This window comes from Pedobacter psychrotolerans (assembly GCF_004340665.1).
GTDB classification, from domain to species: Bacteria; Bacteroidota; Bacteroidia; order Sphingobacteriales; family Sphingobacteriaceae; genus Pedobacter; species Pedobacter psychrotolerans.
Map to the genome: position 1 here is coordinate 462,820 of NZ_SLWO01000004.1, position 16,226 is coordinate 479,045.

Below are 16,226 nucleotides of genomic sequence, written 5' to 3' on the forward strand. Positions count from 1 at the left end.
TTGTAAAGTCCCGATAATCATCGGGACTTTTTTATTTTTGTGCCATGCCAAAGATTTCACTAAAGGGGGAGCAAATGCCAGCTTCGCCAATCAGAAAGTTAACGCCATATGCTGATCAAGCTAAAAAAGATGGTAAGAAAGTTTACCACTTAAATATAGGTCAGCCAGATATTGAAACACCCGAAGGAATGTTGAATGCCATTAAAAACATAGATTTCAATGTTTGGGCTTATACGCCATCCGAAGGAACACTTGCCTACCGTTTAAAACTTGCAGAATACTATAATAAATTAGGTTACGGCATTACTCCAGAGGATATCCTAGTAACCGTTGGAGGATCAGAAGCCATTACCATTGCGATGCAAACTTGTGTGAATGAAGGTGATGAAATTATCATCCCTGAGCCTTTTTACGCTAATTATAATGGTTTTGCCTGCATGAGTAATGTAGTTGTAAAGCCTATTTTATCTGTGATTGAAAATGGATTTGCCTTGCCTCCTATTGCTGAATTTGAAAAACTGATTACTGAAAAAACGAAGGCCATTATTATCTGTAATCCAAATAACCCTACGGGCTATTTATATTCAAGGGCAGAACTAGAAGCATTAAAAACACTCTGCAAAAAATACGACTTGTTTTTATTTTCTGATGAAGCTTACCGTGAATTTTGTTATGATGGCCGTGAATTTATTTCACCAATGCATTTAGACGGATTGGAAGAAAATGTAGTGATTATGGATACTGTTTCTAAACGTTACAGTGCCTGTGGTGCGCGTTTAGGTTGTTTGATTACCAAGAATAAAGCAGTAATTGCTTCCGGATTAAAATTTGCCCAAGCCAGGTTAAGTCCAGGTATGGTTGAACAAATAGCTGGTGCAGCTGCAGTAGATACGCCAGATAGTTATTTTGAAAAAGTAAATCAAGAATATACGCTACGTCGTGATACCTTAGTGGGTCGTTTAAATCAGATTGAAGGCGTATTTTGTCCCAATCCAGGCGGTGCTTTTTATGTAGTTGCAAAATTCCCGATTGATGATGCGGATCTATTCTGCCAATGGATACTGGAAGATTTTGCACATGAGAACCAAACCGTGATGATGGCACCTGCCACCGGATTCTATTCAACGAAAGGTTCTGGAAAACAGGAAGTTCGTATGGCCTATGTACTGAATACAACTGATTTGAATGCAGCAATGGACTGTTTAGAAATCGCATTAAAACTATATCCTGGAAGAACGATATAGTTTACATTACAGGTTTTCAATTTGAATTTAGATGCCAAATATTAGTTTACAGCTGTATTTGGCATTTTTTTTGTACATTTGTCGTTCGGTTTTACTCGATACAGAAGAATTGAGATAAAACTAAAAAACCGGGGCCGTTCTTGGATTTGACAGGGTGGCGAAGGTTATGTTAGCATGCAGTGCGTTGTTCGGAGAGCACTTAAAGTGAACGATCACATTTTAGTTGGCGAAAACACTTACGCCTTAGCTGCCTAGTTTAGAACTAAACAGCTTTTGTCCCTCTAACTGTTGCATTGTTGGGTTAGAAATCGGGGCATCGAAACAACAAAGCTGGCTTCAAGTAGATACGACTTGAAGTGAGATAAAGTATCTAAGGTTATAAACAAGGTCGGTTTTCAGCCCGTTTATAGCTCGAAAATTAATTGAAAAATAAGCATGTAGAAGGTATAATTTATCTCACAACTGGACAAGGGTTCGACTCCCTTCGGCTCCACAAAATTAGTATTAAAAGCCTGCAAATGAATCATTTGCAGGCTTTTGTTTTTGTATTTAGTGACTTTTGACACCGCTTTTTTCATATGTTTGGTGAGTAATTTGCACAAATAACTACGAAAAAATTCGGACTCTACTTATACCCGAGAAAGCAAACCCCTCAAGAACCTATCCTAATACCGGACAATAATCCGCTCCATAAAATGGATATAATGATGTGATGTTCGAAAAGTGCCTGGTGGATTCTACGCCTATAGGTTCTTTCAGTTTTGCAGTGTCAACATAGTGCATGTTATAAAGGCGCTAAAAATGGCCTGTACTAATTCAACATCTTCAATGGATAATGTCAGAAATGAAGCAGCATTTTAATTAAATTGTTAGGATAAACACGATTTAGCCCAGTCGTTAAGGGTAGTCTATGCATCTCAACAGTGGCTATCTTATACACTGTCTACCCATCGCCATTGGAATGACAGACTTACTATGTTTCTTTAGTGACACTGAATATTTGTAAAAAGCAGAAGTATAATCAAACCTCCATCAAAATTCCAGAAGCTAAGCTACAGTTGACCTATGGGCAGAGTAGTTTCGCAGCCCTTTTCAGAGCTCCGGAATTAATAGGTTAGTTTTATACTGTGAAACCTTCATAAGTGATTAAAACGTCAGCTTCTCACCTTGCCAGCCAGTGGCATGTAAAAACTGTTCCCAATTCATGCTGTTTTGATTAACATGCCGGCTCCAATGTAAGTCGCGATCTTTTTTAAAATAACCATATTCAACTGCGTATTCTGCCATTCCCAATATCTCACTAACTAACAACTCATTATCGGCAAATTCTGGAAAATGACGAAGCATCTGCTCACGCGTAAAAGCAGAACTATATACCGCCTTCTTTCCTGTAACCCGGATAAAAGTATTAACCATTTCCTGTGGAGAGATTATATCGCCGATTACCGGCAAGGACTTACCGACATAAATCCCGGGATGTGAAAAAATCTCCATCACAGCCGGTCCGGTAGCCGTAAGTGGATCCACAAATGGCGCACAGAAATCCTTAGGTAGATAAATAGGGAACACCATTGTATCTCCCTCCATACAGGGAGTGTAAAATTCTATAAGGTTGGTATAGAAAAAAGCCATGTAGATAAATGAGCTCTCGACTGGAAGTGTACGTATATATTCTTCGATTTTGGCTTTATCTGTAAAATGAGGTGCAAATTTCCTTCCCTGAGTAATTTTATCTACATTTTCCAGACTGCTAAAAATGATATGCTTCACCCCTGCTTCAACTGCTGCGTCGGCTAACTCAATACCCAGTTCCATCTCATGGGTCTGAGGAGGTGCAATGCTTGGTGTCATCATGAAAACACCATGTGATCCCCGGAATGCTTCGACTAAATCTTCTTTATAACCTATGTTAAGCGGTATGCCCATCAGTTCAACGCCCTGTTCTTTCAAATACTGCGCTTCCGGGGAATCAATCCTACGGGTGATCCCACGCACACGGTACTCTCCGCTGCCTAACAACGTCCGCGCAGCACTCAGTCCCTGTTTACCTAAAATACCAACGATGGTAATCAGGGGTTTCTCTTTTACTTTCCTGACTTCATTTACTTTTAAGTCTGATTTCATTATCTATTGCCTTAAATTAACTATAGAAATTATAGTTGCAAAAGTATTTTTAGTAAGCTAGATTAGCAATAACTATCTAAAAAGATAGGCCCAAAATTATCAACGAAAACAAAATTTATCCCTGATTATGTAATAACTAAATGGAAAGGTTTATCCCAGTACGGTAAGTATTGCAATGGATTTGATAGGCGGTAGAAATGTTTAATAGACCAGCGTATTCGCCAGGCCGTTTGAGTGTACGGTAATTGGCCTTTAGTGATTGCCTGAACGTTTTTGCAACTATTTCAAATCTGGAAAGATTGGCTTCTGACTTATGTTGATCCAGAAACTGTGAGGTCAAAAAAGCAACCAGAGTATTGAACTGTCTTTTAACAAATGAAAACTAAGCCTATTGGCTTTTTGATTAAAAAACTTCAGACAAAGCGAAAATATTTCCGAAAAGATAAGGTTGCTTTCTTTGGTTAGTTTCAATGGCTTTGCAGGTGCTATTTCTTCCAGAAACTTAAGATAATCGGGATTCAGGTTTTCGTTTTTGATTGCCAGAGAGCAGACTGTAATATTTCCAAACTCCAAAATCCGATGCACTTGATTCGGGTGCATATAAACAACCGCAGGTCCTATGATTTTATATTTTATAAAATCGATTTCAATATGCACCATTCCCTTTTCGACGATGTGAAAGGTATACCCCTCATCACGATGCGATTGCGTTAAATTTTCGTATTGATGGGCTGTTTTAAAGTCGGATTTGTTAAAGCTGTCCCCGTCTACTGATATACTTTGACAAAAATTGTCGGTCATCGCATTAACGGGAATATTCTTATTGTTTCTAGGCATTGAATTTTCTCAGGCAATTAAATATTTACAGAAGCGGTTAGGGTTACCGATAAAGGTTTATACCTTACTCTGTTGGGAAAATCAGGAAACCTGAGCTCAAACCATGTGCTAAAGATAAATTAAATAACTAAACCTTGTCCTTTATTCTTCGCCCGCTAAAGCCAACTCCCTGTTCTATGTGTGCGTCAGCTTATCAGATATAGTCCGGGCTTTTGTAAAGACTGAATTGTCGTATGATTAAAGAAAGCAAATAGATGCTAGCACGAAATTGTTAGGTGAAACAAAAAAGAAGCAGTTAAAACTTGGAACGCAGCATATCAATTATGAGTATAAGTTACCCTGAAGACTGCTAACGGATAGCATATTGTGCGGCAATGGGCAGTTCTGATTTCTAGCACTTATTATTTAAATATGTATGCTTCCGTGAATGGCAGCTTTTTTTTTGTGGAATTGACTTTAATGAAGAAGAAGGTAGAAATAAATAAGGACGTCATGTTAATGAGCAGATACAATATAATTTCGCCATATTTGACTTAATGGAAAATCATGAGCTTTTAAAACAAAAGCCCAAAACTCAATGGTTGAAATAAGAGTGATGAAATTTGGAAGTATTTTTATGCAGTTAAAAAAGAGTGTCTTAGCAGGAATTTGTATTGGGATCATGTTTGTCTTTTTCACTTCTTGCACTTCTGCACAGTCTAGAACAGCTATAAATATGCAGGCGGGTAGCGGATATGAGAAAGCAGATAAGGAACTTAATTTGGTATACAAACAAATTTTGAAAGAATACGCTGCGCAGCCGCTCTTCATAAATAAACTAAAGATTACTCAACGATTGTGGGTCCAGTTAAGAGACGCGGAACTTGGTGCTAGATTTCCTGAAACCGACAAATATGGCTCCGTGCAGCCTACCTGCGAAGCAGGATACCTTGAGCAACTGACCCGAGAAAGAATAAAGTTCTTAAAGGTTTGGTTAAACGGAATACCGGAAGGAGACGTTTGCAGTGGATCTGTAAAAATTAAGTAGATTAAGCGCTATCTTTTAACTTTATTAATTCCACCCTCCGGTTTTTAGCTTTGTTTTCTTCTGTTGTGTTGGCGACCAGTGGTTTTTTGGAGCCAAAGCCATTTGAGATGAGTCGTTCGTCTGCAATTCCTTTTTTAATTAATGCAGAACGCACTGCAGCAGCTCTTTCTTTTGAAAGGATCAGATTTCGTGCTTCATTCCCTGTATTGTCAGTATGCCCATTGATCGCAATTTTCAAGCTGATATCAGCACTGAGCACCTTATTGATTTCTTCTACTGCGGTTTGTCCTTCGGGCTTTAAAGATGATTTGTCGGTATCAAAGTTGATATATAGAACAGCTTTCCCCGCACGATCTAATTGTTGTTTAATTTCATCCGCTTTAATTAGCGAGATCGTCTGATGAAAACTTCCTTTCTCCGCAATTTGTATTGCGCCGCTGGTGCTGGTGGTTTGCAGCTGGATATAAACTATATCGCTATCTGAACGTTTGATTAAATAAGTTTTAATAGGGATATTGCTCCAATAGTCAAAAGATCCTTCATCACCACTTTTCAATTTATCTTTTCCTACACGGTCAACTTCCTCTTTAGTTACTACTTCCTCAGCTATTTTTACCCCACCTAAACTTACAATCATATCTTCATAGCTATTATCTACATAGAATTGTTGCCACTCTTCCCCATCGGCAGCTTGTATGTATGCACTAAAAGAAGGTCCCTCTACAGGAGTCAATATGCCGTTGACCGGGACATACGTTTGATCAAAGTCTTTTTTCTTTCCGCCGCCATTGATGTAAACAGTTTTTTTAGGTGCTGAAAAATAAGGGAATACCCCAAGATCTTTTTTAGTGACAGGAATGTTGCGGATATCAAACCCTCGCTTTTCGACAGGTTGCGCTTTGCTTGAATCAGCAGCCGGGTTTTGAACTGTATCAGCTACTGTACTTTGTTTGGTGTCTGGATTTGAACAGGAAACCACCATTAATGCGAATGAAAGGAAATAAATCAATTTTTTCATAGGATGTATTGTAAATTCGACGTATTAGATTTTAAACAGGATACCCATCACTTGACTGGCAATGTGTACTGCGTCTTTCGAATAATTATAGACAGGTGAGGACTGCTGAATTTTCATTTCTTCAGGACTTATTTTTGTGGCTTCAACCTTTTTAAAGCGATATATAATGGCCACATGCTCGTCTGTAGTATAAAAAACTTTCAGTTTCATTATTCCGCCTTTTTCATTGATATATAAGGGATTTAAGAAGTTAACTGATGATGGCATTTGATCTGAAGACCAAACCTCTATCTTAGCGACTGTAAGGGAATTAGATACCAATCGAGGGTTGTTTGCATTACCCGGATGCTTCAAGGTATAAATGCTTTTTTTGCAGGTAAAACCTGCGATGTTTTCAATAATAGGTGTCTTTTCTATTGTATAGTCTTCACTGCGTATCGTAGATTGAATACCCGCTTTACCGAGTTCATTTTTTTGATAAGTGAAGGTGATTTTCTGGTTCTTATTATCCTGTGTACTGATAAAAAAGGTACCGTGCCCAGACTTATCGTCCACCGTATTTTCGCCATGATAAGTTAAAGCGTCAAACTTCGCTGTTGCTTTACCTGGCTTTAGGAAAATGGATGATTTCCAGGGTAACAGCATAAGGTTGAGTAGCATCATGGGATTTTTATTACTGATGGACTCAAATTCCAGCTTTGTTTTAGGGCTTGATAATTTGATAGCATTTTCGAGCTGTTTACGGACATTTCCTTTTTTAGAATCTACACTTCGGAAAATTTCCCCCAATGATGTTCCAGGGGTGGTAATTTCGATTTCAATTTTACCTTCAGTAAACTTTTGCCGATTATCCTGAACAGTATTTTGATCATTATTTTTATCTAATACCTGTTTTTTATCAGCGTTAGGAGCTGTGCAGGAACTTATGGCCAACAAATAAAATGTCAACACAAATAGTTTTTTCATAACGTTTGGTTCATGCCTAATAGTGAAATAGCACTATAGTTAAAAGATATTCTATATAATTTTAAGTTGTATTCTGATCCTGACTGTCACTTTCAGTATCATATGCACAAAATTATTTCGGCAGCACGGGCCATACAATACCTGTTTACATGTAATTGTTTCTACCGGTTTTTAGGTATTTTGTTCTTGTTGAATGTTTTCGAGCAACACTAATCGCTATAATTGCGGTGTACTATTATAGCTGTTTTGGGTTTATAATCGTAGCAAAATTTTCAGCAGCTCTATTTACTTAACTCATATAAATGGCAAAAAAATATATACTTGTTCTTTTAATATTGCCGTTGTGCATCGCCTGGTGTAAAGCGCAGTTACCCTTAAACCAGGAATCATATGCAGACAGCCTGAATAAGAGCTTAAAGCTGAATGTATCTGACAGCACAAAGGCCAGGAAATTTTTTCTTTTATCATATTATTACCACAATAAACATGAAGATCAGCAATCAAAGTGGTGTTTAGATAAGGGCCGGGAATTGGGTAACAAATACCCCTACCTGCAGGCCATTTCCTATTTTTACGAATCTATAGTATTCCTGGAAAGCGATACTTTAAAAAGCCAAAAAGCAAGAATTGAATTACCAGCAGGAACTGAAATACATGGTTCAGCAATATCAGGTTAAACTAACGCGTGCGATGATTAATGGGCAGGATGAAGAGCGGAACAGGTTAGGCCGCGATTTGCACGACGGACTTGGTGGGATGCTTGCGGCTGTTAAAATAAACCTCTCGGGATGGTCTGCGAAGTCAAGTATGACCGATGATCAGGAATTGGGATCAATTGTGAATCGCCTGGATAATTCCATCACTGAATTGAGATCAATTGCAGGTAATCTGATGCCTGTTTCCTTACTTAAATTTGGCCTTGAAGTTTCTTTAAGAGATTTATCTGAGTCATTTATGTCAGATAGCTTAGTGATTGATTTTCAATGCCTTGACGTAATTGATGGTTTGCCTGTTGATCAGCAGATGACCATCTATCGTATCGTACAGGAGCTATTAAATAATGTTGCAAAGCATTCAAAAGCAAAAAATGTGTTGTTGCAATGTAGCCTGTCCCTGAATAATTTTATGATTACTATTGAGGATGATGGTGTAGGCTTTGATATGGAAAGCTTGAAAGAAAAGAAAGGAATGGGGATCAGTAATATCAAGACACGGGTAGCCTATTTGGATGGAAAATTTGATATCGTTTCAGGTAATAATGGACAGGGAACCCATGTTAACATAGAATTAAAAGTTTCCATTTAATTGTTTGTCAAAGCATTAAGAAAAGACTTGATAATTTCTTGTAAACTACCTATAAATCAGCAGATAAAAAGCCCTAAATAAAGGGATTTCATTTACCTAATCTATGCGATAGTTTTGCACTGTACCTTATTAATCATAAACTATGAAAAAGATCATGATCATTTGCGCTGGCCTAATGTTATTCGGTTCAACATTAACAAAAGCCCAAGCCATTCTTGACAAAATCGACAGAGCGTCTGACAGAGCAGACCGTGCCGGCCGCACTGCCGACCGGACAAAAACTACCGGTGACAAAATAATGGGTTTGTTTGGAAAAAAGAAAGATGGTACATCTTCCGGAACCAGAACTACTGTAAAACTCAGTGGGGTTGATTTTGCAGCACTGAAAAGCCTCAATGAAAAACTCCAGGGGGTAAAAGGTATTGAAAGTACGAAAATGAAATACAGTACTTCAGGATCTTCGATTACACTTCAGCATTCAGGTACTACCTCGGACATCCTCAAAGCCTTGCAAAAAGCTTCACCTGTAATATTTGCGGAAAAGAATATAGATGGCATGGATGATGGTGAGATCTCTGTTAAGCTAAAATAAAGATTTTTCATTCCTTATATATTCTATGAAAAATCTGAAATAAGAGTACAACTTGCAGTATTAGCTTTGGCAATACTTGGCTTGTCTCCAGCATATTATTGGATTTCCATCTAATTAAATCTATCAAAAGTTCAAAGAGTACATAATATTGAATATACTCTTTGAATAATTGATTTAATTTTCTCTACACATTAAAGAAGTTGACAAATTTGATAGTATCGATAAATCTGCAATAAAATAGTTCGATGATTGTTCATGTTGAGTTCACTAACAAAAAAAGCACTTCAAAAGTCACTAAGGAGCGCTTTTTTCACACCTCTGACCTAAAATTTTTACCCATTTTTTCTCCGATTGCGTAATAGTGTCTAAATTATAAATAAGTGTTGACCATTTTGATGGATCAATATAGTCTTGGTTGATTACCAACTTTTCATGTACTCTAACATTAACCACTTTCATGTGTAAGCTAGCAGCTAAAGGGATAAAATCTATAGAAGACTTGATCGGCGCTGCGATGTTAGATAAAATGATTATGACCACTGGATACGTAGAGTACAGAATTCACGCACTTTTATCATTACGTCAATAGGGAAAAACAACATATATGAAAGGCTAGAATTGGAAATTTAGTAGAATAACTTTCGGTAAATGATAATTTACTGTTTTGTTCACCACTAAACTTTTTCGACGGCCAGAGCCACAAGATCTACGATGAATTCCTGAAATCTACAAACATAATTTCTAACTTAATCCATCTGTTATTTTTATATAGTTGCTAATAAAATTTCACACTAGGTGTTCTGTTAATCCAAAAAATTTAATGGCTAATCATTTTGCTATCTTCGAGTTTATCTAAATAATAGCGGATCAAAGCGCCTGCATTAGAAAAATAAATTCCAGATTAAATATTAATTATCATGGCAATTTATAGAAAAACACATTTTATTTTCAATTGCTAATAATACACTTTGACAAATATCAAGAAATGACAGGAAACCTATGTTTTGTAAATCTATGAATACTATATTTGCCGCAATAAAATATAAATTACCCAGCTATTCCGTTAAATAGGCACCTTATATCAGTAGTTGTTTAACGTAAATTAAAACCATTTTTCACCAGAAAGGTGGATATGGAATTGAATTTACCATTAGATAAATAAGGTTAAATATTACTAGATAGTGATTTCGAAGTCAATGAAATTCATACCACAAACACCAGATCTCGATTTACTTGTTCCGTCTTCAGACACGGTCAAATTCAAAAGGGATAAATGGCTTGAAAATAGCTGGTTTCCGGATACCACAATCATAGTTAAGGCAAAATTCGAAAGCACTCATCCTTTCTTTGGGTTAATCAACCAGATTTCAATAAATGAATTTATTTTTCTGAAAACTTCGTTCCAGGCGATAAGTATGCAGGTGGATTACTTACATATAGAAATGGAAAAAATAAAGGATTTAGTTGGGAAACAAGTAAAGACACTAAAAAAGAGGCTGATACTTCTGCAGGAAATTTTATCAAAAATTGAAATAAACCACATAGGCATCAGCATAGAAGCGGTCAAAACTTCAAATGAAATCTTAACTATCCAGTATGAAATAAATAATCTATACCACCATAAAAAATATAACCTCCTTTCCGACCGTTTATCCCGGGTTAGCATAACTCCAATTGATACACTTGAGGAAAATGAACTAGCCAATTTGATTAGATTAGGCCTCCTGGAGAAAATACTACCTCCCTTTACCCAAAAAAGGGAAACCGAAACATCGGATAACGATAAAGCTATTGGCGCTGATCTAAATGTGAACCAAAGTATGTATGGTTACTCAAAACTTGGGCTAGCGTTCATGAAAGCATGTGAGCAAGAAAACCGTAGATTTAAGGAGTAACTTCAGATATGAAATAATATTCATAATCCTGTGTTGAATTGATATTTGAGATTGCCCATGCCCTTTTAATGTTTTATAGGAAAAGGCATTAAATTCTTTGATAAATATATTTTTCAGGTAGAAAAACTTAGTGTTATGCTTCGCCTTGCATGGCTAAAGCATTCTAATCTAACCATGTTATTTTTAGCAGAATTAAATTGGAAAACATGTTAACTTTGTATTAATAAATTAACGTATTTATACTATCATATGAAATTTGGGAAAAATAGAGGTGATAAGTATCTCAACGAATTTAAAAACATAGACTTTTCCCAAACTGAAGAGTTTCAAACCATCATAGATCTGGCTATTGAAATCTCTGGTAAAAAAATCGCACTTGTAACTTTTCTGAATGAACAATATACATTAACTAAAGCTGACGATTACCAGGATATTGATCTTATAGCCCTTAAAAACACCTTCAATCACAAAAAACAACAATCGCCTGATATATTCATCATTGAAGATACACAAAAAGATCAGCCGTTAGCTCATTACGCTGACGTGAAAGAAAGTAAAGATATTCGCTTTTATGCTTATTTACCAATCCTCTCAAAAGATGGATACAAACTTGGCGAACTTTGTCTGTTTGATGCCTCTCCCGGAAATTTGTCGGAGCAACAGCGAAGAATGCTCAATATGCTTTCTAAACAGATCATCTACTTGATGGAAATGAAAAAAAGTCAAGAGCTGTTAGAAGAAGCGCTTGAGCGTACGGAGCGACAAAAATCTGCTTTAAAGCAAATTGCCTTTATTCAGTCCCATGAAATCCGGCATCCACTCACCACCATTATGTCTTTAGTTGATCTGGCTAACAAAGGTTCATTCACTTTCAATCAAAAATGGATTGCTATGCTATATGAGGCGGCAATAACGCTTGATGAACGCATCAGAGCCATTGTTGACGAAACTTACACGGAAAAAGACGTCAAGCTTGTTCGATTTAACAGGATGGTTCAAGAGATCGAAGATTATGCTATACTTCTTTTAGATGAAGACGGAAAGATAGAAAATTGGAATTTGGGTGCAGAATTGGTAAAGGGATATAAGCGAGGAGAAATTATTGGCAAAAATTTCAGTGTTTTTTATAGCCCGGAAGATGTTGCTAACGGCAAACCTCTTAGCCTTATTACTGAGGCAAAGAAACTTGGTAAGGCAAGAGATGAGGGGTGGCGGGTTCGTAAGAATGGGTCTCGTTTTTGGGCCAGCGTACTTATCACAGCAATCCACGATGTAAACGGCGGAGTAATTGGTTTCACCAAAGTGACAAAAGACCTTGGTGAGCCTGGTATCAGATAGCAGGATTATTGGCTATCCTACTTAAAATCTATTTTATAGACCAATTGTGAAGATGAGATCACGACAAACATTTTAATTATTAAAAAACAAATACTAAGCGGCAAAGGTTACTACATTAACCTTTAACAAATGAATAAAACTGTTTTAATGATTGATGATGACCCTTTTGCGTTATTTATTAATCAAGAAATCATACAACCTCTTATTATATCTGCCCCGAAAACATACTTTCTGGCTAAAGATGCATTGGAATTTTTGAAAGAAAATCACTCTAAAGATACACAGATTCTTATTTTTTTAGATTTAAATATGCCTGAAATGAATGGTTGGGAATTTCTGGATGAAATTGACAAATCTGATTTGAAGAAAAACATATATGTTGTCATTATTACTTCTTCAATAGATCAGCGGGATTACAAAAAAGCCCAGCAGTATCCTAATGTAAGTGATTTTATAGTTAAACCCATCAACCAGCAGGTTATTAAAAACCTAGTGCAAAATCGGCAAATCTCTAATTTCTTCAAATAAGACCACTGATCTATTAATAAAATAGTTATTTAACTATAATGAAACTGCAAGACCAATATTCCACCCAATCCAACTTCCAGAACTATTATTTCCATCATCGTATCCCTTTGTTATAGAAGCTTTTTGATCACGATAAACCGAAACATCATTGGACAATCCTTTCAAATAACTATAACCCGGTCCGGCAAAAACTTCTAGCCTGGATAAGACCTTCAATTGAATGAGCGCTTGTAGCCGGTAGATCAGATCTGCCGTTTTAAAATGATCTGGTGATAAGGATTGAATGGATCCTTCTGCGGCGATGTTAACATTTTTGTTCAATAGAAATTCATGACCAAATCCCAATCCGAAAGTAAGTAATCGTGTAGTATCCGAAAAATTTCTACCTACAATCATTAAGGAATAGAACTTTGCAGTTCCTGTTTTAAAGGCAATATTGGTATTGACCAGTTCATTGGAATAAAAATTAAACTTTCGGTAGCCATTCTTATAAAGGTTGATTAAACCAACACCTATACCTGAGGCAGAATCGGCCAGGTTCAGCAAGCCAAACTGAAAGCCATCCATCCTTTTGGCGTAATTCACCAGCCCTGAAATCTGCCCTCCTTTTAATCGATCACCGACTTTGTTTAGCATGCCTGCCAGTTGTAGCCCACTAATATTTTTACTGGTGTTAACGATTCCGGCCAGCTGTATGCCCTGAACCTTTTCCCTGGTAATGTTGTAAATGCCTGCAAGTTGTATTCCGTTAACATTCCCATCTACCCTATTTACAATGCCTGCTACTTGTATTCCATCGGTATTGAGTTTTACCCTATTATAAGTTCCTGATAACTGAAGAGCCTTTACTGAGCCGCCTACTACATTGAATAAGCCAGCGAACTGGATTTTTTTGATGTTACCCTTTGTTAAATTGAACAGCCCGGCAATCTCAAGGCCATTCGTTCCACCAGTATAACCTCCAAACACATTTAAGGAGACTTTATTGATGATGTTAGAACCCATACTGCCATGAGAACTTAAACCCGGCACTAAAGATGCTTGAAAAGGGGTCTGAGCGAAAAAACCTGAAATATTCAGATCCTGTATTCTCTGCCTTGAGGACAATAAAAAGCGCCAGATACCTTTCCCACTAAACGCATGCGAAAAAATAGCACTACTATCCTTATTGCGGTCTTTATATTTTGCAGGCTTTATGTTTACATCTGCCAGGAAAACCAGTGCGCTATCCCGGTAGTTCTCTTTACTGGCCGTTAAGATTACACCTTTTTGCTGGCCTTTAAACCGAAGTTTAAAATAACCATTTTGATCCGTAAGTGTGGATTGGAGTAAGTGCTTTTCGTAAACGCTGGCTTGTCTGACCATATTCCCGGTTCGCGTATCAATGACGAAGCCGCTAATCATATATTCATTTTCAGTATTCTCAATCAGCGATGCCTGAATTGTCAGGCGGTTTTCGGCAGGGCGCAAAATAATATAACCAGCATCTTCCTTGTAATCCACTTTGCCGCTAAAAAGGCGATCCAAAACTTCCCGCACCTGAATGCCTTTTACGTCCATATCCACCAAGCTATCCTGACTGAACAAAATTCCATTATACGAAAAGTAAAATTCACCGGCTTTACTTATTAATTGTAAAATATCGCTGATGCGCTTCTTTTTTACATTTAATGTTACGGTTTTCGATAAATTCAACTGGTTATTTACTTTGCCAGACTGGGCTGCGCAAAAGGTTGATAATAAAAGAAAAAAGGCAACTAATACGATCTTCATTAATCTTTGTAAGTGAGTAAAATCTCGTTTCCTTTACGAGATAATTTTAGATCTAATGTTTCACAGATCACCCGCAAATTTTCATTAACGGAGCCCAACTTTAATGTCGTGCTGATGCTCAGGTGCTTCACATGTTCGTCAAGTATGATATTGGTATTATAAGCTTCATTCAATGCATTTACTAATTTTAACAGGGCGATATTATTCGCCTGGAATACATGAGATCGGTAATAGTTGTACAGCTGATCGATACTTTGTTCCTTAATTAATTTTTTCATATTGCTGGTAACCAACATCCTCTCGCCATGGTAAAGGTTCAGTTCCTCATTACCAAGCCGCACCTTTACGATACCCGTTTCCACATTTAATTCAGTACTATTCTTAGCGTGCCTGATATTGAAAGAGGTACCCACTACCTCTACCATAAGCTGGTCAATATGGATGATAAAAGGGTGGGTTTTATCTTTGGCTACTTCAAAAAAGACATCACCCTTTTCCATATTTATTACCCTATTTTCCTTAAAATCAGATGCGTAACTAATTTTACTATGCTTATTCAGCGTGAGGACAGATCCATCAGGTAAATGATCATTACGCACCTGATTTAAAGCAGTTAATACGACATAATTATCCGGGCCATATGCATCGTACATTAGCCAGCAGCCAACAGCTACAACGAATACCGCAGCCACCTTTAACCATATAGTCTGGAGCTTCCAGGTCTTTATCTTTTCAGTGTTTTGATTTTCTCTTCTTTTCTTAAAGCTTTCCCATGCCTGATTTTCGTCCCTTTTCTTTCCATTTTTTAGGGTATCGCTTAACTGCCATATCGTTTTAAGCTGAGCAAAATATTTCTGATTAGCCTCAGCAGCATCAAGCCAATACCTAACTTGTTTATCTTCCTCCTCACTGCTTTCTTTCAGAAGAAATTTAGCCAATAGTTCATCATCCATGCCTCTTATTCATTAGTTTATAAAAACTTTAAATACCATAATCCAATTAAGAACAGAATCAGGAAATCAGCCAGCCGTAGCCGTAATATTTTCAATGCTTTTCCCATCTGGTTTTCTACGGTCTTGATCGACAGCCCTAAGAGCTCTGCAATCTCGCGGTATTTCAACTCTTCGTACCTGCTCAGTTGGAAAATGGTGCGGCATTGCTCAGGTAACTGATTAAGTGCTACACCTAAGCGCTCTTGTAGTTCTACAAGTTCTATTTTAGCAGCTGCAGATTCGTGTTCAGTATCCATCGTATGTAAAGTAAATTCCTGATATTTAATCTTGGTTTTTTCTTGTTTAAGGTAGTTGAGGCTATCATGGTATACACACCTGTAAAGGTAAGCTTTTATAGAGTGTATCTGGAGATTTTGCCTCTTTTCCCAGAACTTTAAAAACATGCCCTGGACAATTTCTTCCGCAAGATCTTCATCTTTCAGAATTACCAGGGCATAGGCATGCAAAGCATTATAGTGCGTTTTAAATAACTGCTCAAATGACGTATCATCATTGTATCGATACCTGCTCCCGGAAGCTTCCGCTGTAAATTCCACTGCGTTAAAATTTCTCAAATATAGTAATAG

At 37.1% G+C, this 16,226-nt stretch carries 15 protein-coding genes and 1 other RNA gene; 9 read left to right on the forward strand and 7 right to left on the reverse strand.

The features are described from left to right. The first annotated feature begins 44 nt into the window (after window positions 1–44). Both EV200_RS12265 and ssrA read left to right on the forward strand, forming a co-directional pair. Entirely contained in the window at window positions 45–1,244 is a 1,200-nt protein-coding gene (locus EV200_RS12265; RefSeq protein WP_132532978.1) for a pyridoxal phosphate-dependent aminotransferase, read from the forward strand. 130 nt (window positions 1,245–1,374) lie between these two features. Beyond that, window positions 1,375–1,740, forward strand: a transfer-messenger RNA (tmRNA) gene (gene ssrA / locus EV200_RS12270). 650 nt (window positions 1,741–2,390) lie between these two features. Here ssrA and EV200_RS12275 read toward each other — a convergent pair. Further along, window positions 2,391–3,368 (reverse strand): NmrA/HSCARG family protein, encoded by a 978-nt coding sequence (locus EV200_RS12275; RefSeq protein ID WP_132532980.1) that lies wholly within the window; start codon window positions 3,366–3,368, stop codon window positions 2,391–2,393. Window positions 3,369–3,704: 336 nt separating this feature from the next. Further along, the gene (locus EV200_RS12280; protein WP_132532982.1) at window positions 3,705–4,205 is read right to left on the reverse strand and encodes a hypothetical protein; all 501 of its coding nucleotides are present in this window, start codon (window positions 4,203–4,205) and stop codon (window positions 3,705–3,707) included. Between the two features lie 577 nt (window positions 4,206–4,782). On the opposite strand from EV200_RS12280, the gene EV200_RS12285 reads away from it, so the two are divergent. Next, complete coding sequence (locus EV200_RS12285) at window positions 4,783–5,232, forward strand: lysozyme inhibitor LprI family protein (RefSeq protein ID WP_208864543.1); 450 nt, start codon at window positions 4,783–4,785, stop codon at window positions 5,230–5,232. A 1-nt stretch (window position 5,233) separates the two neighbouring features. Here the strand turns inward: EV200_RS12285 and EV200_RS12290 are convergent, their stop codons facing one another. Beyond that, on the reverse strand, window positions 5,234–6,250 hold the full coding sequence (locus tag EV200_RS12290; RefSeq protein WP_132532984.1) for an OmpA family protein: 1,017 nt from the start codon (window positions 6,248–6,250) through the stop codon (window positions 5,234–5,236). 24 nt (window positions 6,251–6,274) lie between these two features. Beyond that, window positions 6,275–7,216: a hypothetical protein gene (locus EV200_RS12295; protein ID WP_132532986.1), complete on the reverse strand. Its 942-nt coding sequence runs from the start codon at window positions 7,214–7,216 to the stop codon at window positions 6,275–6,277. Between the two features lie 302 nt (window positions 7,217–7,518). Here EV200_RS12295 and EV200_RS12300 point away from each other — a divergent pair, with 302 nt between their 5' ends. The 6 genes from EV200_RS12300 to EV200_RS12325 all read left to right on the forward strand — a co-directional run bounded on the left by EV200_RS12300 (window position 7,519) and on the right by EV200_RS12325 (window position 12,874). After that, window positions 7,519–7,893, forward strand: a complete 375-nt coding sequence (locus EV200_RS12300; RefSeq protein ID WP_132532988.1) for a hypothetical protein — start codon at window positions 7,519–7,521, stop codon at window positions 7,891–7,893. Further along, on the forward strand, window positions 7,844–8,521 hold the full coding sequence (locus EV200_RS12305) for a sensor histidine kinase (protein WP_132532990.1): 678 nt from the start codon (window positions 7,844–7,846) through the stop codon (window positions 8,519–8,521). The genes EV200_RS12300 and EV200_RS12305 overlap by 50 nt, the downstream gene beginning before the upstream one ends. Window positions 8,522–8,663: 142 nt before the next feature. Beyond that, on the forward strand, window positions 8,664–9,113 hold the full coding sequence (locus tag EV200_RS12310) for a hypothetical protein (RefSeq protein WP_132532992.1): 450 nt from the start codon (window positions 8,664–8,666) through the stop codon (window positions 9,111–9,113). A 1,196-nt stretch (window positions 9,114–10,309) separates the two neighbouring features. Next, entirely contained in the window at window positions 10,310–11,008 is a 699-nt protein-coding gene (locus EV200_RS12315; RefSeq protein WP_132532994.1) for a hypothetical protein, read from the forward strand. Window positions 11,009–11,257: 249 nt separating this feature from the next. Continuing rightward, window positions 11,258–12,346: a PAS domain S-box protein gene (locus tag EV200_RS12320; protein ID WP_132532996.1), complete on the forward strand. Its 1,089-nt coding sequence runs from the start codon at window positions 11,258–11,260 to the stop codon at window positions 12,344–12,346. A gap of 129 nt (window positions 12,347–12,475) precedes the next feature. Then, window positions 12,476–12,874, forward strand: a complete 399-nt coding sequence (locus tag EV200_RS12325; RefSeq protein WP_132532998.1) for a response regulator — start codon at window positions 12,476–12,478, stop codon at window positions 12,872–12,874. A gap of 33 nt (window positions 12,875–12,907) precedes the next feature. Here the strand turns inward: EV200_RS12325 and EV200_RS12330 are convergent, their stop codons facing one another. Genes EV200_RS12330 through EV200_RS12340 form a run of 3 tightly spaced genes read right to left on the reverse strand, consistent with a single transcriptional unit; the run spans window position 12,908 to window position 16,214 of the window. After that, complete coding sequence (locus EV200_RS12330) at window positions 12,908–14,647, reverse strand: peptidase associated/transthyretin-like domain-containing protein (protein ID WP_132533000.1); 1,740 nt, start codon at window positions 14,645–14,647, stop codon at window positions 12,908–12,910. Beyond that, complete coding sequence (locus tag EV200_RS12335) at window positions 14,647–15,600, reverse strand: FecR family protein (RefSeq protein ID WP_132533002.1); 954 nt, start codon at window positions 15,598–15,600, stop codon at window positions 14,647–14,649. Before EV200_RS12335 ends, EV200_RS12330 begins: the two co-directional genes overlap by 1 nt. A 17-nt stretch (window positions 15,601–15,617) precedes the next feature. Next, complete coding sequence (locus tag EV200_RS12340) at window positions 15,618–16,214, reverse strand: RNA polymerase sigma-70 factor (protein ID WP_229676724.1); 597 nt, start codon at window positions 16,212–16,214, stop codon at window positions 15,618–15,620. Between the last annotated feature and the right edge of the window lie 12 nt (window positions 16,215–16,226).

Coding starts and splice junctions, on each gene's coding strand:
- EV200_RS12275 (WP_132532980.1), bottom strand. CDS start 3,368: ATGAAATCAGACTTAAAAGTAAATGAAGTCAGGAAAGTAAAAGAGAAA.
- EV200_RS12265 (WP_132532978.1), top strand. CDS start 45: ATGCCAAAGATTTCACTAAAGGGGGAGCAAATGCCAGCTTCGCCAATC.
- EV200_RS12285 (WP_208864543.1), top strand. CDS start 4,783: ATGGTTGAAATAAGAGTGATGAAATTTGGAAGTATTTTTATGCAGTTA.
- EV200_RS12320 (WP_132532996.1), top strand. CDS start 11,258: ATGAAATTTGGGAAAAATAGAGGTGATAAGTATCTCAACGAATTTAAA.
- EV200_RS12325 (WP_132532998.1), top strand. CDS start 12,476: ATGAATAAAACTGTTTTAATGATTGATGATGACCCTTTTGCGTTATTT.
- EV200_RS12330 (WP_132533000.1), bottom strand. CDS start 14,647: ATGAAGATCGTATTAGTTGCCTTTTTTCTTTTATTATCAACCTTTTGC.
- EV200_RS12300 (WP_132532988.1), top strand. CDS start 7,519: ATGGCAAAAAAATATATACTTGTTCTTTTAATATTGCCGTTGTGCATC.
- EV200_RS12335 (WP_132533002.1), bottom strand. CDS start 15,600: ATGGATGATGAACTATTGGCTAAATTTCTTCTGAAAGAAAGCAGTGAG.
- EV200_RS12280 (WP_132532982.1), bottom strand. CDS start 4,205: ATGCCTAGAAACAATAAGAATATTCCCGTTAATGCGATGACCGACAAT.
- EV200_RS12290 (WP_132532984.1), bottom strand. CDS start 6,250: ATGAAAAAATTGATTTATTTCCTTTCATTCGCATTAATGGTGGTTTCC.
- EV200_RS12295 (WP_132532986.1), bottom strand. CDS start 7,216: ATGAAAAAACTATTTGTGTTGACATTTTATTTGTTGGCCATAAGTTCC.
- EV200_RS12310 (WP_132532992.1), top strand. CDS start 8,664: ATGAAAAAGATCATGATCATTTGCGCTGGCCTAATGTTATTCGGTTCA.
- EV200_RS12315 (WP_132532994.1), top strand. CDS start 10,310: ATGAAATTCATACCACAAACACCAGATCTCGATTTACTTGTTCCGTCT.